This is a genomic window from Actinocorallia sp. A-T 12471, assembly GCF_033875155.1.
In the GTDB taxonomy this organism is placed as follows: domain Bacteria; phylum Actinomycetota; class Actinomycetes; order Streptosporangiales; family Streptosporangiaceae; genus Actinocorallia.
Genome location: NZ_JAWZTE010000001.1, coordinates 441,904 through 465,686 on the forward strand (window position 1 = coordinate 441,904; position 23,783 = coordinate 465,686).

A 23,783-nucleotide genomic window follows, 5' to 3' on the forward strand; every position below is an offset into this window, starting at 1 on the left:
CGTGGGAGGGCGGGACATGACGCGGGTTGCCGCGATCGACTGCGGGACGAACTCGGTCCGGCTCCTCATCGCCGACGTCGGCGCTGAGTTGAAGGACGTCGAACGCGAGATGCGCATCGTGCGTCTCGGCCAGGGCGTCGACCGGACGGGCGAGCTCGCGCCCGAGGCGTTGGCGCGCACCTTCAAGGAGATGCGGGGTTACGCCGAGCTGATCGAGCGGCACGGGGCCGAGCGCGTCCGGGTCGTGGCGACCAGCGCCACCCGTGACGCGCGCAATCGCGCGGAGTTCGTCGCCGGGGTGAAGGAGATCTTCGGCGTCGAGCCCGAGGTCGTTTCCGGCGAGGAGGAGGCCCAGCTGTCCTTCACCGGCGCGACCCGCGATCTCGCGGTGCTGCGCCCGCTGCGCCCCTACCTCGTGGTGGACATCGGCGGCGGTTCCACCGAGTTCGTCGTCGGCTCAGGCGACGTCCGGGCCGCGATGTCGGTGGACATCGGCTGCGTCCGGATGACCGAGCGGCACTTCAAGGGCGCGAACCCGCCCTCGCCCGAGCAGATCGTCGGCGCGGTCGCCGACATCGACGCCCAGCTCGCGGCCGTGCGCGAGCGCGTCCCGGTGGCCGAGGCGCGCACGCTGGTCGGCCTCGCCGGCTCGGTGACCACGGTCTCGGCGATCAACCTGGGCCTCGAGGCTTACGACTCCGAGCGCATCCACCTGTCGCGGATCACCGCCGCGCAGGTCCACGACATCACCCGCCGCCTGCTGAAGATGACCCACGACGAGCGCGCCGCGATCGGCGTCATGCACCCCGGAAGGGTCGACGTGATCGGCGCGGGCGCGCTGATCCTCGACCGGATCATGCGGGAGTACAACTTCGGCGCGGCGGTCGTCAGCGAGCACGACATCCTCGACGGCATCGCCTGGAGCCTCGCCTGACCGGCGTGAACCCCCCGTTCGTCCCGCCCGGCACAGGCTGGCCGGAAGACCCCGCGACCCCCGCGACGCCCGTGGCCGCGACCGCCGCCGACGTCGTCACGCTGGCCGCCGAAGCCGACGACCACGCGGCGCTCGCCGCCCGGCAGTCGGTGTGCCGTGCCTGCCCCCGCCTCGTCGAGTGGCGTGAGCGGGTGGCCGTCGAGCGCCGTAAGTCCTTCCGCGACCAGACGTACTGGGGCCGCCCGGTCCCGTCGTGGGGCGCGGCCGACGCGCCGATCCTGCTGGTCGGCCTCGCGCCGGCCGCGCACGGCGGCAACCGGACCGGCCGGATCTTCACCGGCGACCGCTCGGGAGACTGGCTCTTCGCGTCCCTGCACCGCTGCGGCCTCGCCAACCAGGAGACCAGCGTCCACGCGGGCGACGGCCTGCGCCTCATCCACACCCGCGTCGTCGCGACGGTCCTGTGCGCGCCCCCGGACAACAAGCCGCTTCCGGTCGAACGCGACACATGCCGTCCGTGGGTGGTGCGCGAGCTCGAGCTGACGCGCCCGAAGGTGATCGTGGTGCTCGGCGGGTTCGCCTGGCAGGGCCTGTGGCCGTCGCTCGCCGCGGCAGGGCTGCCCGTCCCGAGGCCGAGGCCGCGTTTCGGACACGGCGTCGCGGCGAACGTGGGCGAAGTCACAGTGCTCGGCTGCTACCACCCCTCGCAGCAGAACACCTTCACCGGCCGGGTCACCGAGGAGATGCTCGACTCGGTGTTCACGCGGGCCAGGGCCCTCGCCGGGCTGTAGGCGTGACCAGGGGTTCGGGGAGTGGGACAGGACCGGGCTCAGCGGTGTCCGCTGAACGCCCCCGTCGGGCCCTGTCCCTTCCCCATGAGGTGAGATGCCCCGCAGGCACCATTGGTTTGCCGTTTCTGCGGATTTTTTCCCGTCCCGATCCGGCCGGGCGACGCGTGGCGCGTGGCACACCCGCGCGCGGGGGAGTGGGATAGGCCCGGCCCGTCGCGCCTAAGATCGGCGGTGCGGACGGCCCGAACACCGCAAGAGGGGACTGACGCATGGCGGACGGGATCGTGGGACGGCTCGAACCCCTGCTGCTGCGGCTGCTCGGCCCCGAACCCCCGGTCCGGGTCAGGGCGTGGGACGGCAGCGAGACCGGGCCGCCCGGCGCGCCCGCGTTCGTCATCCGGGACCGCAGGGCGCTGCGGCGGCTGCTGTGGAAGCCGGGCGAGGTCGGCCTCGTGCGCGCGTTCGTCGCCGGGGAGCTCGACATCGAGGGCGACGTCTACGCCGCGCTCGGCGCGCTGCAACGGGTCCTGCGCAGGGGTGACGAGCCCATCGCGCTCAGCGCCGACGACAAGCGCGAGATCGTCAGGACCGCGGTGATGCTCGGCGCGGTCGGCCCCGAGCCGAAGGCCCCGCCCGAGGAGGCGGGCGACGGCCTCATGGCCGAGACCCCCGCCGCCCTCTACGCCATGATGACCGGTGACGGCCACGGCACCGGCGTCGGCCGATGGGCCGAGGCCGAAAGCCTCAAGGCAGCCCAGGAGGCCGACGCCCGCGACATGCTCGCCCGACTCGCCCCCAAGCCGGGCGAATCGGTCCTTGAGCTGAACGCAGGTTTCGCCGCGTTCTCCCGGCTCCTCGCCGCCGAATGCCCGGGTGTTTCGGTCACCGCCGTCAGCCCTTTCCTCGCCGAGGCCCCGCCCGGCGTGACCCTGGAGACCGATCTTCCCGGCGGCGCGTTCGACGACCGCCGCTTCGACGCCGTCGTCTCGACCGCCGGGACCACCCAGATCCACCGGCTCGCCGAGCGCCTGGTCGGGGTGCTGCGGCCGGGCGGCAGGCTGCTGGCCCGCCAGACCGTCCACCGGCCCGACGCGCTGCCCAGGCCCTTCACCAGCGACTACGTCTACGGCAAGGAGGGCGACACGCCGACACTCGGCGAGTTCCTCACCCTCCTCGACGCCGTCGGCCTCGAGGTGCGCGGCCTGACGGCCCTGCGCGAGGACTACGCCCGCACCCTGCGCGGCTGGGCACGCGAACTCGCCTCGCCGGACACCGGTGCGGGCGGCCCCTTCGGGGAAGGGATCGCGGGCGAGGGCGTCGCCAGGGTCTGGTCGCTGCACCTGGCCACTACCGCGCTCGCGTGTGAGAACGGCAGAATCGGGGTGTACGAGGTGGAGGCGGTGCTCCGTTGATCCCCGTGCGCCTACCCCGCCTCAGGCGGAACCATATTCGGACACCATCCGTCTATGAGATGAAGAAGTACGACTGGAGGCAGTAATGGAGAGCAGGAACCCCGTGTTCCGCAAGGTAGGGGAGCAGGCACGGATGGGGTACACCCCCTCTCCCGCCGAACTCCAGGGCATGTACGACCAGCCGGCTTACGCGCCGCCCGCTGAGCGGACCATGACGATCGACGACGTCGTCGTCAAGGGCTTCGCCAGCCTTGGCGTCCTGGCCGCCGCCGGCACCGTCGCCTGGGTGCTGAACCTCGGCATGGGCATCGCGCTCATCTCGGTGCTCGTCGCGCTGGGCATCGGCCTGTACCTGAGCTTCAGCGGCAAGTCCAGCGGCCCGCTGACGCTGACGTACTCGGCGTTCTACGGCATCGCCGTCGGCACGATCAGCCACCTGTACAACTCGCTTTACAACGGCATCGTCTTCCAGGCGATCCTCGGCACCGCGCTGGCCTTCGCGGCGATGCTCGCGGTGTACTCGCTGCGCATCATCCGGGTGACGCCCAAGTTCACCCGCTACGTCGTGGCCGCCGGTTTCGCGCTGCTCGCGCTGATGGTGGTCAACCTCGTCGTCGGCATGTTCAACGACACCGGCATCGGCATCCGGGAGAACGGCCCGCTCGGCATCGCCTTCTCGGTGATCGCCATCCTGGTCGGCTGCTTCTTCCTGATGCTCGACTTCGACATGATCGAGCGCGGCGTCCAGGCGGGCGTCCCGGCGAAGTTCGCGTGGGCCTGCGCCTTCGCGCTGACCAGCACCCTGGTCTGGATCTACCTGGAGATCCTGCGCCTGCTGGCGATCCTGCAAGGCAACGACTGACCCTCAGTCCCCGCGCCCGTGTGAAGTCAGGGCGCGTCCGGCAGAGGAAGGGCCCCGGCGCACGTCGCGCCGGGGCCCTTCGCCGTTCCTATGCCAGGTTCAGGACCGGCCAGTGCGCGGCCTCCCGGCGCAGCCACCTGTCGTGCGTGGCGAGGACGACGGCCGCCGACGCCGTCTCAAGGGCGTGCAGCAGGTCGTCCACGAGCCGCGCTGACAGGTGGTTGGTCGGCTCATCGAGCAGCAGCGCGTGCGGCCGCGCGGCGAGCGCCAGGGCGAGGTCGAGCCGGCGGCGCTGCCCGGTCGACAGGTCGCGCACCGGACGGTCGAGGTCGCGGCGCTCGAGCAGCCCGAGCGACCCGGCCGCCACCGCGTCCCCCGCCGCGAGCCTCCCCGCCGAGACGAGCCCGGCAACATGCGCCTCGTACACCTCGGCCGCCCTACGCCGGTCGGCGCGCGGCGTCTCCTGCGCGAGCAGCCACACCCGCGCCCTACGCGCCACCCGCACCGACCCGGACGACGGTTCAACGACCCCCGCCAACGCCGCGAGAAGCGTCGACTTCCCCGACCCGTTCGGCCCGGTCAGCAGCAGCCGCGACCCGGACTCAAGGGTCAGCGAGACGGGCTCGGCGAGCCGCCCGTCCACCCTGACGCCCTCGGCCCGCACGAGCGCCACCCCGGGAAGCGCGGGAAGCGTGGGCACCCTGAGCCGCATCGGTGGTGCCGGGACGGGCACCGGATGCCGCTCAAGCTCCTCCTGCCGCCGATGCACGTTCCTCACCAGGCCGGGCGCGCGGGTGGCGCGCTGGTGCTTGCCGGTGCCCTTGTCCGGCCGCCACCCGGTCACCAGACGCGCCTGGGCGGCGGCGAGGTCGGCGGTGAGCCTCGCCCGTTCGGCCTTCTGCCGCTCGTGCTCGTCGGCCCACCTCGCCAGCGCCGCCTCACGGCCGGACAGGTAGCCCGCGTAACCGTCCCCGTAGACGGCGGGCTTTCCGTCCTGCGTGGGGTCGAGATCGAGGACATGCGTGACGACGTCGGCCAGCAGGGTCCGGTCATGCGAGACGATCACGACGCCGCCTTCGCGCTGCCGTAGCGCGGCCGTCAGGTGGTCGAGGGCTGCGGCGTCCAAGTGGTTCGTGGGCTCGTCAAGGAGCAGGAAGTCGTAGGGCGCGCCGAGCAAGCAGGCCAGACGAACCCGGTGTCTTCCGCCCACAGACAGCTCCGCAAGGGGCCGCGCCCGGTCGGTCTCCGCGCCGAGCGCGGCCAAGGCCACATCGACGCGCCGGTCGGCATCCCAGGCGTCGAGCGCTTCTGCGGCCTCAAGCGCGCGCTGGTAGGACTCGTCAGCCCCCGGCTTGCCTTCGGCCAGGGCCTCGGCCGCCTCATCGAGCGCGGTGAGCGCCGCGCGGGCGTCGGCGAGATGGACCGCGACGACGTCGCCGACGGTCACCGCGTCGATCTCCTGCTCGGCCGTCCCCAGCGTGCCGATCCTGCGGACCTCGCCCGCGTCGGGCGCGAGCGCCCCCGCGAGCACCTGCAAGAGGGTGGACTTGCCGCGACCGTTCTCGCCGACGACCCCCCAGCGGGAGCCGGGCGAGACAGTCAGGTCGACGCCGGTGAGGACGGGTCTGCCGCCCCGCGCGAGCCGTACCCCGGACGCGGTCAGCTGGGCGCGCGAGCGCGCGGGAAGGGTGATGACGTGCTGCATTGCTCTTCTTCCGAAAGAAAGCCGGTGAGGGACACGACGGCGTCCCCGCGGGCCCGTGACGGGCGGCGGGACGCGGACGGTCAGCTCACAGGAAGAAGAGGTACTGCATGCCTCGAACGTAGCAAACGCGGCGAGGCGGCCCCAACGGGTTTTCCCGCAGGGACCGCCTCGCCGAAGCGGAAACGCCTAGCTCAGCCGCTCGATGACCATCGCCATGCCCTGGCCGCCGCCGACGCACATGGTCTCCAGACCGAACTGCTTGTCGTGGAACTTCAGGCTGTTGATCAGCGTGCTGGTGATCCGCGCGCCCGTCATGCCGAACGGGTGGCCGACGGCGATCGCGCCGCCGTTGACGTTCAGCTTGTCGTAGTCCACGCCGAGCTCGTCGGCCGACGGCAGGACCTGCGCGGCGAACGCCTCGTTGATCTCCACGAGGTCGATGTCGTCGATGGTGAGGCCGGCGAGCGCGAGCGCCTTCTTGCTCGCCTCGATCGGGCCGAGGCCCATGATCTCCGGCGACAGCCCGCTGACGCCGGTGCTGACGATCCGCGCGAGCGGCGTGAGGCCGAGCTCGGCGGCCCTGGTGTCGCTCATGACGACGAGCGCGGCGGCCCCGTCGTTCAGCGGGCAGCAGTTGCCGGCGTTGACCGTGCCGTCGGGCCGGAACACCGGCTTGAGCTGCGAGACGGCCTCGTAGGTGGTGCCCGCGCGCGGCCCGTCGTCGGCCGACACGACGGTGCCGTCCGGCAGGGTGACCGGGGTGATGTCGGTCGCCCAGAAGCCGTTCGCGATGGCCTTCTCGGTGAGGTTCTGCGAGCGGACGCCGAACTCGTCCTGCCGCTGCCGGGACACGCCCTTCAGCCGCGCGACGTTCTCGGCGGTCTGGCCCATCGCGATGTAGATGTCGGGCAGCGTGCCCTCGGTGCGCGGGTCGGTCCAGTCCTTGCCGCCCTGCGCCAGGACCTCGGTGCGGGCCTCGGCGTCGGCGAACAGCGGGTTCGTGGTGCCGGTGGGCCCGTCGGACGAGCCGTACGCGAAACCGGAGACGTGCTCGACGCCCGCCGAGATGATCACGTCGGCCTCGCCCGCCTTGATCGCGTGCAGCGCCATCCGGGTGGTCTGCAGCGAGGACGAGCAGTAGCGGGTGATGGTCGCGCCGGGCACGGCGTCGAGGCCGAGCAGGACGGACACGACACGGCCCATGTTGTAGCCCTGACGGCCGCCGGGGAGGCCGCAGCCGAGCAGCAGGTCGTCGATGGTGTTGGGGTCGAGCTGCGGGACCTTGTCCAGCGCCGCCTTGACCATGGTGGCGGCGAGGTCGTCGGCGCGCAGGTCCTTCAGGGAGCCTTTGAACGCGCGTCCGATGGGGGATCGGGCGGTGGCGACGATGACAGCCTCGGGCATGATGCCTCTTCTCCTCAAGGACCGGGACGGGCGGGTTCCGCTTCGGGTGCGGAGTCCCACACCGTCCTAAGTTACCTACCCGTCAGTTCTATAGCCGTCTCCAGGCGCCGATCCAGAGAACGGTGTGCGGGTCAGAGCCCGTACATACCCGGAATTGTGCCCTCGCCGTCCTTGACGCCGTGCAGCGCCCCCTTCTCATCGCGCCAGACGCGCCATCCGTCCGTCGCGCCCGTGTACCAGGACGGGGGCGGCGTGCTCTGGTCGTCGGCCCGACGGCCTTCCGACAGCTCGTACGGGCACAGTGACGCCGTCGGGTAGAAGCCCTTGAGGCCGCCCTTCAGCTTCAGCTCGGCGGGGGTGACCGTGCAGAACGCCCACGTGCGCATCCCGTCGGCGGTGACCGCGCCGCCGCGCGTGAGCGAGTACGCGGTCCCCTGACGGCGTCCGGCGAGGAAGCCGACCGCGCCCAGGTCGTCGGAGAACGACAGCCACCACGGCGTGTCCTTAGGCAGCGCCGACGCAGGGACCACCGGCCCCTTCGCACCCGTCGCAGGATCGAGCCGCATGAAGCCCCCGTACGCCCCGCGCGGCCCCAGCTCACGCGCGACGAGCGCGACCCCAGGGTTCGCGCTCGGATGCACCCGCAGCAGCCCGGGACGCGACCACACCTTGCGCCCGTCCGCCAGCCGCACCGCGAAGAACCCGAAGGCGGTCAGCCGCCCACCCTTCTGGTCGGGCCCGACATACCCCAGCAGCGTTTCTTCCGTCGTGCCGGAGGCCCAGCCGCCGTCGAGGTCGGCGTCGGAGCCGACGGCGGCGGCCAGCGGGAACGTCCACTGCCGCGCGCCGGTCTCGGGCGCGTAAGAGGCGAGCGCGGGCTTCGGCGTCCTGCGCAGCAGCACGAGCCGCTCGTCGTCCGCGTGCTGCACCTCCGCGACCCCGCGCACCCCCCACACCCGTTCCCCGCTCGCCGCGTCGAGCACGCTGAAGACGGCGTCGCCGCGCCCCGCCCGCTCGGTGAGGCACACGCGCCCCCCACAGGCGACGGGCCCGTACGTGGTCGTGACGGCCCGCGTCCACCGCTCGACGCCGTCACGCGCCCCCCGCGCCACGAGTGCGCGCTTGCCCTCCCGCCGAGGCTCGACGGCCACGACAAGCCCGCCCACGACCGCAGGAGGCTGCACCCCCAGCGCGCTGGGCCGCCCCGCCATCGTCGCCCGCTCATCCCACAGCCGCGCCCCGCTCGCCACATCATGCACAACAGTCCGCAACATCCCCTTTTCCCCGACCGCGGTCGCCGCCGTGACGCCCCCACCCGTCATCGGCCGACTCACCACATTCACGGTGGTGTCCGACCACCGCGTCACCCGCGGAATATCCCCCCCGCCCCCCTTCTCCGCCGAACACCCCACCACAACCCCAGAAACCACAAGAAGCCCGCCCACCCCACCCCAAACCACCCGCCCAGAAACCCCACAAACCCTCCCAAACCCCCACCCACCCCGCCCAAGAGGCGCGCCCGGCCCCCGTTCGCGCTGCGACACCCCCGCCACGTGCTCAGCGTGCGCGGGAGGCGCGCCGGGGCGGCCGCGGTGCGGCACCTCCGCTGCCCGCTCGGCGGGCGCGGTGGGTGCGTCGGAGGCGCGGTCCTGGCGCGGGGCCTCCGGCGTTTCCTCGGGTCGGGCCGGGGGTTCTGTTGCGGTGGGTGTGGTGTTGGGTGCGGAGGGTGGTCGGGTGTGGGTGTGGGAGGCCATGGCCGGGTGCTCCGATAAGTGCGGGGCCCGAGCCGTGGCTCAGGCGATGCCGGGCGCTACCTCCGGCAGGCTCTGGCCGGAGGGGCGGGAACGATCGGGAGCCGTCCCCCTGCGGCGCAGCAGGGTCGCCCAGCGGGGCGCTCCCGTGCCGCGCGCGGCGACCTCGGTGCCCGGCCGCTCGGCGGCCGAGGCGGCGGCGAGGTAGATGGGCAGGACTCCCTCGGCGAAGCGGTCCTCGGGTTCGAGGTCCAGCGCCGCCATCACCGACGGTAGCAGGGCGGCGGCCGCCGCACCGTAACCTCGCGCGGACGGATGGTAGCGGTCGGCCGAGAAGAACTCGCCGGGCTCGATCGCGAAGTCGCGGCCGAGCAGCCCTCCGAGCGACACCGTCCGACCCCCCGCGCGCACCACGACCACGGTCTGCGCGGCCGCGAGCTGCCGACTCGTCCGCTGCGCTATCCAGCGCAGCGGCTGCATCAGCGGCTCCACCGACCCCAGGTCCGGGCACGTCCCCACGACGACCTGGGCCCCCGCCTCCACAAGCCGCGAAACGGCACGTTCCAGATACCTGACGGACTCCGCGGCCGGCACCCGCGCCGTCACATCGTTCGCCCCGATCATGATGACCGCTATATCCGGCTTCTCCGCGAGCGCCTGCGTCACCTGCTCCGCGAGCGCCTCCGACCGCGACCCCGACACCGCGACGTTGGTCAGCCGCACCGGCCGTCCCGCGCTCGCCGAGAGCCCCGACGCGATCAGCCCCGCCGCCGTCTCGTCCGGCGCGCCGACCCCGATCCCCGCGGCCGTCGAGTCGCCGAGCATCGTGAACGACAGCGCCTCTGCGGGCAGTCCCGCCCCGTAGACCCCGTCCGTGACCGGCGGCGGAGACCCCGCCGACCCCTGGATGATCTTCCTGGCCGCCTTGGCCTCGACCACGAGCAGCCCGAAGGTCAGCCCGCCGAGGACGGTGAGTCCACCGCCCCCGAATGCCGCCGCCGCGACGATGCGGCGGGCCGTCAGCGCCCTCAGCATGTGCTCGCTCACCCCTGACGAACTGCGTTAGTGTCGTTTTGGAATCTATCCGAGGCGTCCGGGGGCCGGAGGCGTTCTGGTGGCTCCACTGCCGGACGAAACAGTGTCGAACCGGTGAAAAACACTGAAGGTATTCCCACAAAACGGTCATTTCAGACATAGGGCGCGGGGTGGGCAAGGCCCCGGGGCACAGACAAGGACGTCACGTGCGGGTACACGACTCACTCGTAGAACTCATCGGCGACACCCCGCTCGTCCGGCTGCGCAACGTGACCGAGGGCGTTCCCGGGCTCGTCGCGGCGAAGGTCGAATACCTGAATCCCGGCGGCTCGGTGAAGGACAGGATCGCCGTCAAGATGATCGACGCGGCCGAGGCGTCGGGGGAGCTGCGGCCCGGCGGCGTCATCGTCGAGCCGACCTCGGGGAACACCGGCGTCGGCCTCGCGATCGTCGCGCAGGAGCGCGGCTACCGGTGCGTGTTCGTCGTGCCCGACAAGGTCGCCTCCGACAAGGTGAACGTGCTGCGCGCCTACGGCGCCGAGGTCGTCGTCTGCCCGACGGCGGTCTCGCCCGACCACCCCGACTCCTACTACTCCGTCTCCGACCGCCTCGCCGCCGAGATCCCCGGCGCGTGGAAGCCCGACCAGTACGCCAACCCCGGCAACCCCGCCTCCCACTACGCGTCCACCGGCCCCGAGATCTGGGCGCAGACCGACGGCCGCGTCACCCACTTCGTCGCCGGGATCGGCACCGGCGGCACGATCTCCGGCGCGGGCCGCTACCTCAAGGACGTGTCCGACGGCCGCGTCAGGGTCATCGGCGCGGACCCGGAGGGTTCGGTCTACTCGGGTGGCACCGGCCGTCCGTACCTCGTTGAGGGCGTCGGCGAGGACATCTGGCCCGAGACCTACGACCGCACGGTCTGCGACGAGATCATCGCCGTCTCCGACAAGGACAGCTTCGCCATGACCCGCCGCCTCGCCCGCGAGGAGGGCCTCCTTGTGGGCGGCTCCTGCGGCATGGCGGTCGTCGCCGCCCTGCGCGTCGCGGAGAAGGCCGGCCCCGACGCCGTCGTGGTCGTCCTGCTCCCGGACGGCGGCCGCGGCTACATGTCCAAGATCTTCAGCGACGAGTGGATGCGCGACTACGGCTTCCTCACCCCCGCGACGGGTGAGGCGACCGTCGGCGACGTCCTCGCCGAGAAGCCCGGCGAACTCCCCGAGTTCGTCCACGCGCACCCCCACGAGACAGTCCATTCCGTCATCGAGCTGATGCGCGAGTACGAGGTGTCGCACATTCCGGTCATGAAGGAGGAACCGCCCGTCATGGCCGCCGAGGTCGTCGGCTCCATCGGCGAGCGGGAACTCCTGTCGCTGCTCGTCGCGGGCAAGGCGCGCCCCGAGGACCCGCTGTCCCGCCACATGTCCGCGCCCCTGCCGACCCTCGGCTCCGGCGACTCGGTCTCCCGGGCCGTGGAGGTCCTGGAGCGCCACGGCGCGGCGGTCGTCCTTGTCGACGGCAAGCCCAAGGGCATGCTCACCCGCCAGGACCTCCTGACGCACCTGGCGTCCTGACCCGGCGCGCTCACCGGACCGTCGCGTACGTCCACTTGCCTGTGGGCGCGGGCCGCGTCCCGTACCTGCTCGACAGCGCCGCGACGATGTGCAGCCCGCGCCCGCACTCGTCCTCGAACGTGAGCGGCCGCGCGGCCGGGAGCGTCGCGGCCGCGTCCCACACCTCGACGGTGACCGGCCCGCTCCCGTCCCGCAGGAGCCGCAGGTGGAAGTGCGCCCCCGGGATGCCCGCGCTCGCCGTGACCGCGTTCGTCACCAGCTCCGACACCACGAGCGCGTGCCCGTCGCTCAGCTCGCCCGAGAGCCCGTGCCGCCCGAGCGCCGCCACCGCGGCCCTCCGCGCGACGGCCACGGCCGCAGGGGACGCCAGGAACTCGCCCTGGAAGAGGACGGACGGCGCGACCCTGGGCGGCACGGGCTTGGGCGGCACGGGCCTGGGCCGTCCCGGGGGTGGAACCTGCGGGGGGCCGGAAAGAGATCCCCCGGCATTGTCGAACGACATGACACACTCCGTTGCGAGTCGTTTCGGATTTCTGCCAACAAAGCCTGGGCCCTCGCAATACGCTCAGGGAGTCAGACGCACGGTTACTGCCCGAACACCCGTAGGGGGGTAGTGATATGTCCGAACTTTCCGAAATCTCCGAACTTTCGGAGGCCCCGCAGAGCCTGAACTCCCATTTCGCGGAGACTCTGCGCGTTCTCCGGGGTCTGAAGGGCGTCACCCAACTCGACACGGCCCGCGCCATCTTCGTGGCCCGCGAGACCTACACGGGCTGGGAAAACGAACGCGCCCTGCCCGATCCAGAGAACTGCACGGCTCTCGACGAGTTCTTCCGCACGAGCCCGATCATCAAGAACCTCCGGAACCAGTGCACCCGCGAACACCTCGCGAGCTGGTTCGACGCGTTCACCCTGGAAGAGTCCACGGCCCGGGAAATCCGCACCTACGAGCCCGCCTACATTCCCGGCGTGCTCCAGACCGAGGCATACATGCGCCTCATCGCGGGTCCCGGTTCGCTGGACGAGGAGAACATCCGCAAAAGGCTCGCCAGACCCGACATCCTCACCCGCTCGGAGAACCCGACCCACCTCTTCGCGGTCATCGACGAAGGAGCACTGATCCGCACGCGTCGCTACCCCGACGTCATGCGCGAACAACTCGCCCATCTCCTCGAAATGGGCGCTCTCCCCAACGTCCACATCCAGGTGACCCCCCTGGACGCCCCCTGGCACCGCGGACTCGACGGCGCGATGGTCATCCTCACCGCACCCGACCTGAAGCAGGTCGGCTGGGTGGAGGCACAGTTCGGCGGCCGCCTAATCCAAGATCGAAACGAGGTCTGGAACCTGGCGCTAGCATTTGATGAGATCAGGGGTGCAGCCCTAACCGAGGACGCCTCCCTGCTCCTCATACAACAGATCATGGAGACGATGCACGATGATCGACTGGCGTAAGAGCACCCACAGCCAGGGCAACAACAACACCAACTGCGTCGAACTCTCCACCAACACCCCCGACGCAACCCTCATCCAGGACTCCAAGAACCCCGGCTCCCACCTCTCCCTCAGCGCCCCTTCCCTCTCCTCCTTCCTCACCCGCATCAAGTCCGGCCACCTCGACTCCTAACCCCCCGGCCCCGCCCCGCGGGGCCCCACCGCTCCCCCCGGCCCCGCCCCGGCGGGGCCTCCGCGTTGGCTCACGGGAAGATGTTGCGGTGATGCTGTGGAAGCGGGTCGTGGGGCTGGTCGCGGTGGTGTGGGTGGCGGCGGGGGCCTGTTCGGCGCTGACCGGGGACGGCTCCGACAACGTCTTCGCGCGGGCGGCGGTTCCGGCGTCCGAAGCGCGCCTGGACGACGCGGTCCTCGCCTTCCACGTCGGTCCCGCGAACGACGAGATGTTCACCCCGCTGGGCCGAGTGCATAAACCAGGGTTCCTCGTACTGGTCGCCCAAGACGGCTCAATCCGCACAATCCGCACCGCCGCAATGGACCAGGCGACCCTCGCCTGGTCCTCCCACGGCCTCTACTTCTCCGACGAGAACACCGACTACGTTCTCGATCAGGACGGGTTGACCGGCTTCCGCAACCCGAAAGCGCCGGGGCAGAACCTCAATTTCGCCCTGCGCGACGGCGGCGCGATCGGCGTCTACAACAAGGGCGGCACCGAGGGCGGCTACCTCAACCAGGTCACCGTCACCACCGACACAGGCAGCCGCCTCTACGACGTCCAAGGCAACTACTTCAACGGCGCCGACTGCGACGGCCAGATCTTCGGCCTTTCCGGCGACCCCGGCTCCCATTTGAGTGCATCCGCGTCAATCCCGGGCATGTCCTCCAAAGCCGACCCCGGCGCTTCCCCCCAGATGCTCGCCCGCCTCTACCCGCCTTCCCCGACCGGCGCCGAAGAGCTCGTGGCCTGGCGACCATCCTTCGACGCCGTCGTAGTGCCAGGCCAACTCCCCTGTCACCGCGACAAAATAATCTTCCTCTCCTGGGACCGCGACGCCGACGGCAGCCAACACCCCCGGGTCGTCACCTGGAACACCCGCACCGGCCACTACCGCCACCGCCCCCTGACCTTCCCCGACAACACAAAGCTCAGCTTCGAGCCCTTCGGCCTCAGCTCCTACGGCCCCCACTCCCTACGCGACGACCACCTCGACTGGATCTACGCCGACGGCCGAGTCTTCTCCACCAACATCGCCACCGGCCGAACCACCGAACTCTTCACCACAAACCTCCCCCGCCAAATAGGCGGCACAACAAAGCCCTACTTCGCCTTCACCCCCACCAAGATCCACGCCCTGAACCAGCTCTACGAATCCCCAGGCGACCTCACCTACCTGACCTTCGACCGCACGACCGGCACCCCCACCACAACCCCCCTCCCCATCCCCAACACCAACCTCAACCGCTCCCACCTAAACCTCTGGCGCATAACCCCCCACCCCACCCCCTAACCCCCCACCCCCTCAGCTCGCCCCAAGGAACTCCACAAGCCTCCAAACCTCACTAAAGAGCTTCCCCCCGTGGCCGGGCCCCGGATCCAAGACGCGCGCCCGATCCATCGCCTTCGGGAGCCCGTCCTGAAAGTCCCGAAACTTCGTGTTGCCCTTATCCCAGGTCGGCATCAGGCTCTTGAGCTTCCTCTCGACCTCCCCGGCCGACTGGAAGATCCTCCGATGGTCCACCTGGTGCAGAAGCAGCCAGAAGTCGAAGCAGGGCGCGGACAGCGCGAGCCTGACGTCCCCCGCCGCTGCCATCGCGAGCATCTCGCGCGTCATCTCCCGATCGAGCTCGGTGTCGAGCACACACCAGACGGCGTCGTACTCATCTGGACCCTGCTTCAGCCGTACCGCTCTGGCGACCACGCTGCGGTGGTCGAGATCGCCGTAATGACGTACCTCGAGCACGATGCCGCGTCGCTTCAACCCGGTGAGGTAGCCCACTTCGGTCGGTCCCTCGCCGATGACGAGGAACCTGTCCTTCTCCTCGCGGGTGCCGTGCTTGCGACGCAGGTCGGTGGGTCTGCTGGCAGAGGGTCTGACGGGTCTGCCGTCAGGTTTGGGGGTCCGGGGGGACATCGTCGGCGACTCCGCGTTGCGCTAGGGCTGCCTGGATCAGTTCGTCGGTGACGTTCGGAACGGCACCGTACCGCCCCGCGAGGTAGCGCAGCTCCCGGTTCTCGCCTTTACGTGGTTTGAACTCGGTAAGCGAGAAAAGCTCGGTTCGCCCACAAGAATCCTTTTCGGTGAACCAGACCTGATCCCGCCGCAGCACTTCCTCGCCCTGAATGCGCCCGAGCAGCGCCGCGTCGTGCGTGCTGAAGATGAGCTGTGCCCGCCGGGGGTTCGTCTCGGGCCGCTGGAAAAGCCGGATGAGGTGGGCCGAGACATAGGGGTGCAGGCTCGCGTCGACCTCGTCAACGACGAGGGTCGCGCCCGCGCGCAGCGCGAGGAAGACCGGACGGCCGAGCGTGATGAGGGACTGGGTGCCCGCGGACTCGTCATCGATGGCGAGCGGGAAACTCCCGTGCTCGCCTCGATGCCAGAACCTGACGGTGCGCTCGCGGCGCGCGAAGCGACGCGCTGACTCACCCATGAGGGAGAGCCGGACGTCGAACTCCTCCTCCGTCTCCTCGATGACCTCGGCATCCTCGATCCCGGTGTCGGCGGCGCGGAGGAGACCGGTCAGCCACGTCAGATAGCTGCCGTCGGGATCGTCTGGAAGCGACCCGAGCCGACGCGGGGAGGAGGTGCCGTACCTACGGGACCTCACGCGGGTGAACCAGTCGTAGACCGGCCTGACCTGCGTCTGCTTCGAGCGGGCGGCGACGGAGAGAAACAGGACGTTGGATTCCACGATCTCCGCGACGTCGCGCATCGTCTTGGCGGTATGCGTCCCCCACTCGTAGGAGTCGAACGTCCTGTGGAAGATCGTGCGACGCTGCTTGTGGGGATAGCTGTACATCCACTCCTCGGCCACTCGCTCCCCGTCGACCGAGAAGCCGTACTCGTAGCGGATGCCTTTGTGCTCGAACAGGGAGTCCGGCGAATCCGTCGCGCCGAGAAGCAGGTCGACCACAAAGGAGGAGGGTTCCCGCGCGGAGGCCGGGTCGAGCGAGAACGGGTGCCGCGCGACGCCCGCACCTGGTTCGCTGTCCTGAAATGAGGCCCGGACCATGCGGGACATGTAGATGAGGGCTTCGAGCACGTTGGACTTGCCCGAGGCGTTGGGGCCGAAGATCCCTACGACGGGAACGGCCTCCCACTCCTGTGCTGAGTCGTCGCCCGGATAGACGGGGGTCAGCAGCAACTGGCCTTCGTCGTAAAGGGAACGGTGGTTGGCTGTGCGGAAACTCAGCAGCATCTGCCCTCCCATCCCTTCGTACGGCTAGACCTACCCAGTTCCGTGCGGAAATCCCGCACATTCACGGGGCGTGATCACTGTACGCGGCGCCCTCCCCGCGAGCGTGGGGACTCTCGATAACGATCGGGTTTTAGTGAGGGTGGGCGGCCCGCGTGGGCGGGCCGCCCGGGGGTCAGCTGCCGGTTAGTTCGGATTCGGTGGGGTGGGTGGGGGTGGGGGGAGTGGTGGGGGTGGGGGGTTCGTCGGCGTGGCCCGGCCACCATGCCTTGTGGCCGAGCAGGGCGGTGATGCCGGGGACGAGGAAGACCGACATGACGAAGGCGGCGAGGGTGATGCCGATGGCGACGCCGAAGCCCATCTGCTGCATCATCGCGACGGGGGCCAGGACCAGCGCCGCGAACGTGCCGGCGAGGATCAGGCCCGCGGCCATGACGGTCGGGCCGCCATGCTCGACGGCCAGGGAGGCCGCCTTCTTCGGCTCGTGGCCCTCGCGGGCCTCCTCACGCAGCCGGGCCGTCATGAGGATGTTGTAGTCGGTGCCGATCGCCAGGACGAACAGGTACAGGATGATCGGGAGCTGGAACGTCAGGCCCGGCTTGTCCAGGGCGAACTGGAACAGGTAGACCGACGCGCCGATCGTCGCGGCGAACCCGAGCAGCACCGCCGGCACCAGGTACAGCGGCGCGACGAGGCTGCGGAGCTGAAGCGCGAGGATCAACGCGATCAGCAGCGCCGCGACCGGCAGGATGACCGAAAGATCCCGGTTGTTCACGGAGTTGATGTCCGAGAACAGCGCGGTCTGCCCGCCGACGTAGGCCGTGACCCCGTCCGGCGTGATCTTGTGGACGGCCGGGCGCAGCTCGTCCTTCACCAGCGTGATCGCCTCGTTGGCCAGCGGGTTCTCCTGGAGCAGCAGGTCGACCCGCGCGATCGCCTGGCTCGACTGGCCGGGGATCGCTGGCTGCACCTGGCCGACGCCGGGCAGCGTCTTGGCCTTCTCACCGAACTCCGCGAGCTGCTGCTCGGTCAGCGCCGCGCCGCTCTCGCTCTTCAGGAACACCTGGACCGGCGTGGTCAGGCCGGGCGGGAAGCCCGTCTGCATGTCCTTGACGGCCTGGGCGGACTCGGTGTCCTGCGGGAAGCCCGCCTGGAAGTCGTAGTCGGCCTTGAACGACAGCGCGCCGAACGCGAGCCCGATGAGCACCCCGCCCGACACCAGCGCCGACAGCACGGGCCGTCCGCCGACGAGCGCGCCGAGCTTGCGCGCGGTGTTGCCCTCAGGCTGGCTCTTCCACGCCTTCGACGGCCAGAACACCGCGGTGCGCAGCAGCGAGACCAGCGCGGGGATGAGCGTCACACCGGCGAGCGCCATGGTGAGCACGGTGATCGCCAGGGCCGGGCCCCACGCGTTGAACGCCTTGAACTCCGCGAGCAGCAGCACGAGGAACGCGACGGCGACGGCCGCGGCCGCCGAGGCGATGACCTCGCCGACCCGCTCCACCGCGCTGATCATCGCGGTCTTCGGGTCCTCGCCCGCGCGCAGCCGCTCCCGGTACCTGAACATCAGGAACAGGTAGTAGTCCGCGCCGATGCCGAACAGCACGATGACGATGACGAGCGACAGCGACTGGTCGGCCGCGAAGTTCATCACCTTCGCCGCGATCGCGACGAGCCCCATCGCGACGGTCGAGGTGAACGAGATCACCACAAGTGGCAGGAAAGCCGCGAGTGGGGCGCGGAAGATGAGCAGGATGAGACCGATGATGAGGACGAAGGTCGCGACGCTCACGATCTGCGTGGAGCGTTCGAAGGAGTCCTCGTTGTCGGCGAACATGGCGACGTCGCCGCCGACCTTGGCCTCAAGGCCGGTGCCCTGGAGCTGTCCCGGCAGGGCCGCGCGGATGTCGCGGACCGCCTTGATCCAGTTCTCCTGGGCCTCCAGGCTCGTGCCGGTCATCGAGACCGAGACGACCTGGATGAGCTTGTTGGGGGAGACCGCCTGTGGGCCGGTGATGATGCCCGTGACGCTCTCCGGCTTGGGCAGCGCGCCCGCGACCTCGGTGACCTTGGTCACATCGGTCTCGCTGAGCGCCGCGCCGTCCGTCCGCTTGACGACGATCAGGGCGGAGGCGGCTTCCTGTTGCGGGAACGCCTCGGTGGCGACCTTCGCGGCCTGGACCGACTCATAGGACGACGGCAGGAACTCCGCCTGGTCGGCCTGGGTGTCCAATTTGGGGGCGAAAGCAATGATGAGCGCCGCGGTGACCAGCCATGCGGCGATAGTCCACCACGGATGTCTGACGACGACTTTCCCCAGACGTCCGAACATGATTACGGGGCCTCTCTCGTTCAAATGTCGCTCTGCTCGATCCCAAGCTAGCGGCGGGGGGTGAATTCACGAGGAAGTTATCCACAGGTTCGAATGCCCTGTGGACAACCGGGTCGGGCGCGGCCCGACCGTCAACCTGAGGTTGACGACACCCTATCCGCCGGGCGCGCGGCGACACAACGTACTCAGTGGTGAGATGCGCCGCCCTACCTTGGGCGGACCTCCACCTTCTGAAGGAGGAGGGGCCTTAGCCTTGCGGGCATGAACGCACGGGGAAACACAAGAGGCTTCGAGACGCTCGCGATCCACGCGGGGCAGGAGCCCGATCCGGTGACGGGCGCGGTCGTGCCGCCGATCCACCAGGTCTCGACCTTCAAGCAGGACGGGATCGGCGGCCTGCGCGGCGGCTATGAGTACAGCCGCAGCGCCAACCCCACCCGCACCGCGCTGGAAGAGTGCGTCGCCGCCCTCGAAGGCGGCGAACGCGGGCTGGCCTTCGCGTCGGGACTCGCGGCCGAGGACGCGTTCCTCCGCGCGGTGTGCCGTCCCGGCTCCCACGTCGTCATCCCCGGCGACGCGTACGGCGGCACGTACCGTCTGTTCGCCAAGGTCTACGCGGACTGGGGCGTGGAGTTCACGCCCGTCCCGCTGGGCGACCTCGCCGCGGTGCGCGCGGCGCTGCGTCCCGAGACCGTCGCGGTGTGGGCGGAGACGCCGACGAACCCGCTGCTCGCCGTCGCCGACATCGCCGCGCTCGCGGAGATCTCACACGCGGCGGGGGCGCTGCTCGTCGTGGACAACACGTTCGCCAGTCCCTACCTCCAGCAGCCGCTCGCGCTCGGGGCCGACGTCGTCGTCCACTCCACGACCAAGTACATGGGCGGGCACTCCGACGTCGTCGGCGGCGCGCTCGTCGCCGCGGACGAGGAACTCGGGGCGCGCCTGGCCTACCACCAGAACGCGATGGGGGCGGTCGCCGGGCCGTTCGACGCGTGGTTGACGCTGCGCGGCATCAAGACGCTCGGCGTCCGGATGGACCGGCACTGCGCGAACGCCGAGAAGGTCGTGGACCTCCTGACCCGGCACCCGAAGGTCTCCCAGGTCCTCTACCCCGGCCTGTCGTCGCACCCGGGCCACAAGGCCGCCGAGCGCCAGATGAAGGGTTACGGCGGCATGGTGTCCTTCCGCATGGGCACCGAGGCCGAGGCCGTCAAGGTCTGCGAGTCCACCGAGCTGTTCATCCTCGCCGAGTCCCTGGGCGGCGTCGAGTCCCTCATCGAACACCCGGCCCGCATGACCCACGCCTCAGCCGCCGGCTCCCCCCTGGAAGTCCCCGCCGACCTGATCCGCCTCTCCGTAGGCATCGAAGACCCCACCGACCTCCTAGCCGACCTGGAACAAGCCCTAACCTGACCCACCTTCTTCGCGCACAGCCCCGAAGGGACTGCGCGCGAAGGGGTTGTGGGCTGGGTGGGTTTCTTCCCGCAGTTCCGGAGGGACTGCGGGAAGAAATCTTTAGTCTGCGTTCCAGTAGGACTCGCCTTCAAACACCAGGGCGGCGGCGCCGACCAGGCCGGCGGTTTGGCCAAGGGCGGCGGGGACTACGCGGACGTGGCGGGCGAACTGCATGCGGGCGTGGGCGCGGAAGGTCTCTTCGAGGGGGTTGAACAGGAGGGGGCCGGCTTGGGCCAGGCCGCCGCCGATGGCGACGACGTCGAGGTCGCAGAGGTGGGTGGCGGAGGCGATGCCGATGCCGAGGGCGCGGCCGGCGCGGCGCATGGCGGCGACGGCGATGGGGTGGCCGCGGGCGGCGTCGGCGGCGAGGTCGCGGGCGCTGGCGATCTCCTGCTCGGCCCGCCACCCTTCGGCCTGCGCCCACGCGGCGAGTGCGGGGCCGCGTGCGATGGCCTCGAGGCAGCCGCGGCCGCCGCACGCGCAGGGCATGCCGCCGGGATCGACGACGATGTGCCCGATGTGTCCGGCGTTGCCGCTGGCCCCGTCGATGAGCCTGCCGCCGAGGATCAGTCCGCCGCCGACGCCGGTCGACACGACCATCCCCAGCACGTTGGACGAGCCCTTGCCCGCGCCGCGCCAGTGCTCGCCGACCGCGACCGCGACGGCGTCGTTGTGCACCCGCACCGGCAGTGACGGGTACCGCTCCTTGAGGCGCGCGCGCAGCGGGAAGTTCCGCCACCCGCGCATGTTGAGGGGGGAGACCTCGCCGGCCGGCCACTGCATCGGACCGCCGCAGCCGACGCCGACGCCGATGAGGTCTGATTCGGGGAGTTTGTCGAGGAGGGCCTCGACAAGGCGCCACAGGCCCTCGGCGTCGACCTTGGGGGTCTCTGCCCGCTCATAGGACTCGACCCGTCCTCCCGGGTCGACGATCCCCACGGCCATCTTGGTGCCACCGATGTCTATGGCTAGAACGCGCTCATCGCCCATGCGCTGTCCTTCCGGTTTGCCGTGCGTCACGGGCTCCGAAAGCGAGGATGGAGGCCGTGAAACCGTGCACGTGATTGCGGCCGGCGACCGGCCCTATCTCACCGTCGGCGAAGAATCCGCCGACGGACCCGAACCCGTCCAGGGCCCGGATGTCGTGGTCGGAACCTCCGAACATGGCCTTGCCGCGCCCGTTGCAGGAGAACAACAGGGCGCCTTCCACCGGGCCCACGTCGAACCCGCGGACGAGCTGGTCGAGGTTGCTGTCGGCGGCTCCCGCGTCGCGCACCTGGAACCGGACGGTCTGCCCGGTCTCCACCACGTCGCCGACGGCAAGGGCCCCGGTGTCGGGGTCGACGCCGACGACGCCGCGCACAAGGAAGTCGCCCTGTTCGTGCTCGTCGGCGTACTCGTCCATCGCGACGCCGATCAGCAGCCCTTCGGCGGCGAGTTCGCGTTCCGATCCGGTGAGTCCCGCGACGACCTCTTCGAGCTTGTCGAGCGCGGGTGATCCCGCGAGTTCGAAGAGGATGTTCTGTTCGGCGCTGGTGACGGTCATGAGCGGGCCGATCGGTCGCGCGCCCTGGCTGAGCAGGGTCGTCGCCGCCACCTGGCCCCCGATGACCACGCCGACGGCCCCGGATTCGATGATCTTGTCGTCCACGAAGAGCCGCGACTCGCCTTCGCCCCCTCCGGCGAGCCCGCCTACCAGCGGCAGCCCTGGGAGCACCTCCTCCGACCGCTCGACGAACGCGTCGACCGGGAAGGAGTGCGGGTCGGCGAGCAGGATTCCGACGACGTCGTCGGGGGCCGCCTCCGGCATCCCGACGACCACGAGACGGTCCTCGGCCCGCAGGGTCTCCAGTTCGAAGGGGGTCAGCCTCGCCCCGGGCAGGATCGCCGCCCAGGCGGCGACCGCCCCCACGTCGTCGGTGTCCTTCTGGCCGCGTTCGACGCCACGGCCGCCGCCGATGACGCCGTGCGCGCTGCACCCGAGGACCGTGCGGGCGTCGGTGACCGCCATGGCGTGGCGGGCCGCCCGTTCGATCTCCGCGGGATCCGATCCGCTGACGAAGACGCACAGCAGATCGGCCCGTCCGTCGAGGGAGCGGGTCGCCTGCCGGACGGCTTCCTCCGCCGCGGCGGCGAGGTCCAGCCCCGTCGCGAGTCCGTCCCCGAAACGAGTCATGCTTTCGATTCAACCGGGCCCCACGCCTTTTAGAAACCACTCCCATGTAAACAGTGCGGACGGGACATCGGGGACGTAGTCTCGTTTAGGTGTCTTCTCAACCGCGTGAGGCCGCTCTGGGCGCGCTACTCGACTCCGGACATGTTCACCGCTCGGTCAAGGCGGAGCTACGGACGAACCTCTTGTCACGATTGAAATCCGGGGAATCGCGTTTTCCGGGAATCGTCGGTTTCGATGAGACGGTGTTGCCGCATGTGGAACGGGCCCTGCTGGCCGGGCACGACCTCGTGCTCCTGGGGGAGCGCGGACAGGGCAAAACGCGATTGATCCGGACCATCTCCGGCCTCCTTGACGAATGGAGTCCTGCGGTCGAAGGGTGTGAGATCAACGACCATCCGTACGCGCCGGTGTGCTCCCGCTGCATCAGGCTTGCCGCTGAGGCGGGAAACGACATGCCCGTCGTGTGGCGGCACAGGGAAGAGAGATACGCCGAGAAACTGGCGACTCCCGACACTTCGGTGGGCGACCTCATCGGCGACGTCGACCCGATCAAGGTCGCGCAGGGCAGGACGCTCGGCGACCCCGAGACCGTCCACTACGGCCTCGTCCCCCGGACGAACCGGGGCGTCTTCGCCGTCAACGAGCTGCCCGACCTCGCCGAGCGCATCCAGGTCGCGCTGCTGAACGTGCTTGAGGAACGCGACGTCCAGATCCGCGGCTACAACCTGCGGCTCCCGCTCGACGTCCTGCTCATCGCGTCGGCCAACCCCGAGGACTACACGAACCGGGGAAGGATCATCACCCCGCTCAAGGACAGGTTCGGCGCGGAGATCCGCACCCACTACCCGCTGTCCCTGGACACCGAGATCGACCTGATCGAGCAGGAGGCCGAGCTCGTCGCCGAGACGCCGCGGCACCTGCTGGAGGTCATAGCGCGCTTCACCAGGTTCGTCCGGGAGTCCAAGGCCGTCGACGCGCGCTCCGGCGTGTCCGCGCGGTTCTCGATCGCCGCGGTCGAGACGGTCGCGGCCGGGGCGGCCAGGCGCGCCGCGATCACCGGCGAGGAGACCGCCGTCGCCCGCGTCGCCGACCTTCCCGCGACGGTCCCGAGCCTGATGGGCAAGGTCGAGTTCGAGGTCAGCGAGGAGGGCCGCGAGCAGGAGGTGCTGGAACACCTGCTGCGCCGCGCGGTCGCCGAGACGTTCCGGCGCAGGCTCGGCGGGGCCGACCTGAGCGGCCTGCTCGACCGGTTCGACGAGGGCGAGAGCGTCGAGGTCGGCGAGCTCGTCGCCGCCCCCGACCTGCTGACGCGGCTCGGCCCGGTGCGCGGCCTCGCCAAGATCATGTCCGCGCTCGACCTCGAAGGGGAGTCCCCGGGACAGGCCGCCGCGGCGATCGAGTTCGCCCTGGAGGGCCTCTACCTGACGCGCCGGCTGTCCAAGGACGTCTCCGGAGACGGCTCGACATACCGGCTGTAACACGACGG

The 23,783-nt window shown here is 70.4% G+C and carries 20 protein-coding genes; 10 read left to right on the forward strand and 10 right to left on the reverse strand.

The features are described 5' to 3' along the window. The first annotated feature begins 16 nt into the window (after positions 1-16). The 4 genes from R9X44_RS02080 (at position 17) to R9X44_RS02095 (ending at position 3,999) form a co-directional block, all read left to right on the forward strand. Entirely contained in the window at positions 17-934 is a 918-nt protein-coding gene (locus R9X44_RS02080; RefSeq protein ID WP_319812195.1) for a Ppx/GppA phosphatase family protein, read from the forward strand. Beyond that, positions 931-1,725 (forward strand): uracil-DNA glycosylase, encoded by a 795-nt coding sequence (locus R9X44_RS02085; protein ID WP_319812781.1) that lies wholly within the window; start codon positions 931-933, stop codon positions 1,723-1,725. The genes R9X44_RS02080 and R9X44_RS02085 overlap by 4 nt, the downstream gene beginning before the upstream one ends. Before the next feature lie 269 nt (positions 1,726-1,994). After that, positions 1,995-3,137, forward strand: a complete 1,143-nt coding sequence (locus R9X44_RS02090) for a class I SAM-dependent methyltransferase (RefSeq protein ID WP_319812196.1) — start codon at positions 1,995-1,997, stop codon at positions 3,135-3,137. Between the two features lie 85 nt (positions 3,138-3,222). Beyond that, complete coding sequence (locus R9X44_RS02095; RefSeq protein ID WP_319812197.1) at positions 3,223-3,999, forward strand: Bax inhibitor-1/YccA family protein; 777 nt, start codon at positions 3,223-3,225, stop codon at positions 3,997-3,999. Between the two features lie 88 nt (positions 4,000-4,087). On the opposite strand, the gene R9X44_RS02100 is transcribed toward R9X44_RS02095, so the two are convergent. From R9X44_RS02100 to R9X44_RS02115, 4 genes are all read right to left on the reverse strand, one after another. Continuing rightward, positions 4,088-5,704 carry an ATP-binding cassette domain-containing protein gene (locus R9X44_RS02100; RefSeq protein ID WP_319812198.1) on the reverse strand — a complete coding sequence of 539 codons (1,617 nt, stop codon included), beginning with the start codon at positions 5,702-5,704 and terminating at the stop codon, positions 4,088-4,090. Positions 5,705-5,890: 186 nt separating this feature from the next. Further along, complete coding sequence (locus R9X44_RS02105) at positions 5,891-7,108, reverse strand: acetyl-CoA C-acetyltransferase (protein WP_319812199.1); 1,218 nt, start codon at positions 7,106-7,108, stop codon at positions 5,891-5,893. Positions 7,109-7,239: 131 nt separating this feature from the next. Further along, entirely contained in the window at positions 7,240-8,382 is a 1,143-nt protein-coding gene (locus R9X44_RS02110) for a PQQ-binding-like beta-propeller repeat protein (protein WP_319812200.1), read from the reverse strand. Positions 8,383-8,901: 519 nt separating this feature from the next. Further along, a complete protein-coding gene (locus tag R9X44_RS02115; RefSeq protein ID WP_319812201.1) occupies positions 8,902-9,906 on the reverse strand; it encodes an SGNH/GDSL hydrolase family protein in 1,005 nt (334 codons plus the stop codon). 194 nt (positions 9,907-10,100) lie between these two features. On the opposite strand from R9X44_RS02115, the gene R9X44_RS02120 reads away from it, so the two are divergent. After that, positions 10,101-11,468 carry a cystathionine beta-synthase gene (locus tag R9X44_RS02120; protein ID WP_319812202.1) on the forward strand — a complete coding sequence of 456 codons (1,368 nt, stop codon included), beginning with the start codon at positions 10,101-10,103 and terminating at the stop codon, positions 11,466-11,468. Positions 11,469-11,478: 10 nt separating this feature from the next. Here R9X44_RS02120 and R9X44_RS02125 read toward each other — a convergent pair whose 3' ends face one another. Further along, entirely contained in the window at positions 11,479-11,970 is a 492-nt protein-coding gene (locus tag R9X44_RS02125) for an ATP-binding protein (protein ID WP_319812203.1), read from the reverse strand. A 116-nt stretch (positions 11,971-12,086) separates the two neighbouring features. Here R9X44_RS02125 and R9X44_RS02130 point away from each other — a divergent pair, with 116 nt between their 5' ends. From R9X44_RS02130 to R9X44_RS02140, 3 genes are all read left to right on the forward strand, one after another. Next, complete coding sequence (locus tag R9X44_RS02130) at positions 12,087-12,923, forward strand: helix-turn-helix transcriptional regulator (RefSeq protein ID WP_319812204.1); 837 nt, start codon at positions 12,087-12,089, stop codon at positions 12,921-12,923. Continuing rightward, entirely contained in the window at positions 12,907-13,095 is a 189-nt protein-coding gene (locus R9X44_RS02135; RefSeq protein ID WP_319812205.1) for a DUF397 domain-containing protein, read from the forward strand. The genes R9X44_RS02130 and R9X44_RS02135 overlap by 17 nt, the downstream gene beginning before the upstream one ends. An 88-nt stretch (positions 13,096-13,183) precedes the next feature. Beyond that, positions 13,184-14,428 carry a hypothetical protein gene (locus R9X44_RS02140; protein ID WP_319812206.1) on the forward strand — a complete coding sequence of 415 codons (1,245 nt, stop codon included), beginning with the start codon at positions 13,184-13,186 and terminating at the stop codon, positions 14,426-14,428. Between the two features lie 12 nt (positions 14,429-14,440). On the opposite strand, the gene R9X44_RS02145 is transcribed toward R9X44_RS02140, so the two are convergent. From R9X44_RS02145 to R9X44_RS02155, 3 genes are all read right to left on the reverse strand, one after another. Then, positions 14,441-15,052 carry an RloB family protein gene (locus R9X44_RS02145; protein ID WP_319812207.1) on the reverse strand — a complete coding sequence of 204 codons (612 nt, stop codon included), beginning with the start codon at positions 15,050-15,052 and terminating at the stop codon, positions 14,441-14,443. Continuing rightward, entirely contained in the window at positions 15,027-16,337 is a 1,311-nt protein-coding gene (locus R9X44_RS02150) for an ATP-binding protein (protein ID WP_319812208.1), read from the reverse strand. Before R9X44_RS02150 ends, R9X44_RS02145 begins: the two co-directional genes overlap by 26 nt. 172 nt (positions 16,338-16,509) lie before the next feature. Then, positions 16,510-18,666 carry an MMPL family transporter gene (locus tag R9X44_RS02155; RefSeq protein WP_319812209.1) on the reverse strand — a complete coding sequence of 719 codons (2,157 nt, stop codon included), beginning with the start codon at positions 18,664-18,666 and terminating at the stop codon, positions 16,510-16,512. 261 nt (positions 18,667-18,927) lie between these two features. Here R9X44_RS02155 and R9X44_RS02160 point away from each other — a divergent pair, with 261 nt between their 5' ends. Further along, positions 18,928-20,079, forward strand: a complete 1,152-nt coding sequence (locus R9X44_RS02160) for a cystathionine gamma-synthase (RefSeq protein WP_319812210.1) — start codon at positions 18,928-18,930, stop codon at positions 20,077-20,079. Between the two features lie 102 nt (positions 20,080-20,181). On the opposite strand, the gene R9X44_RS02165 is transcribed toward R9X44_RS02160, so the two are convergent. Continuing rightward, positions 20,182-21,111: an ROK family protein gene (locus R9X44_RS02165; protein WP_319812211.1), complete on the reverse strand. Its 930-nt coding sequence runs from the start codon at positions 21,109-21,111 to the stop codon at positions 20,182-20,184. Next, complete coding sequence (locus R9X44_RS02170; protein WP_319812212.1) at positions 21,101-22,297, reverse strand: FIST N-terminal domain-containing protein; 1,197 nt, start codon at positions 22,295-22,297, stop codon at positions 21,101-21,103. Before R9X44_RS02170 ends, R9X44_RS02165 begins: the two co-directional genes overlap by 11 nt. An 89-nt stretch (positions 22,298-22,386) precedes the next feature. On the opposite strand from R9X44_RS02170, the gene R9X44_RS02175 reads away from it, so the two are divergent. Then, on the forward strand, positions 22,387-23,775 hold the full coding sequence (locus R9X44_RS02175) for a sigma 54-interacting transcriptional regulator (RefSeq protein WP_319812213.1): 1,389 nt from the start codon (positions 22,387-22,389) through the stop codon (positions 23,773-23,775). Positions 23,776-23,783 lie beyond the last annotated feature (8 nt).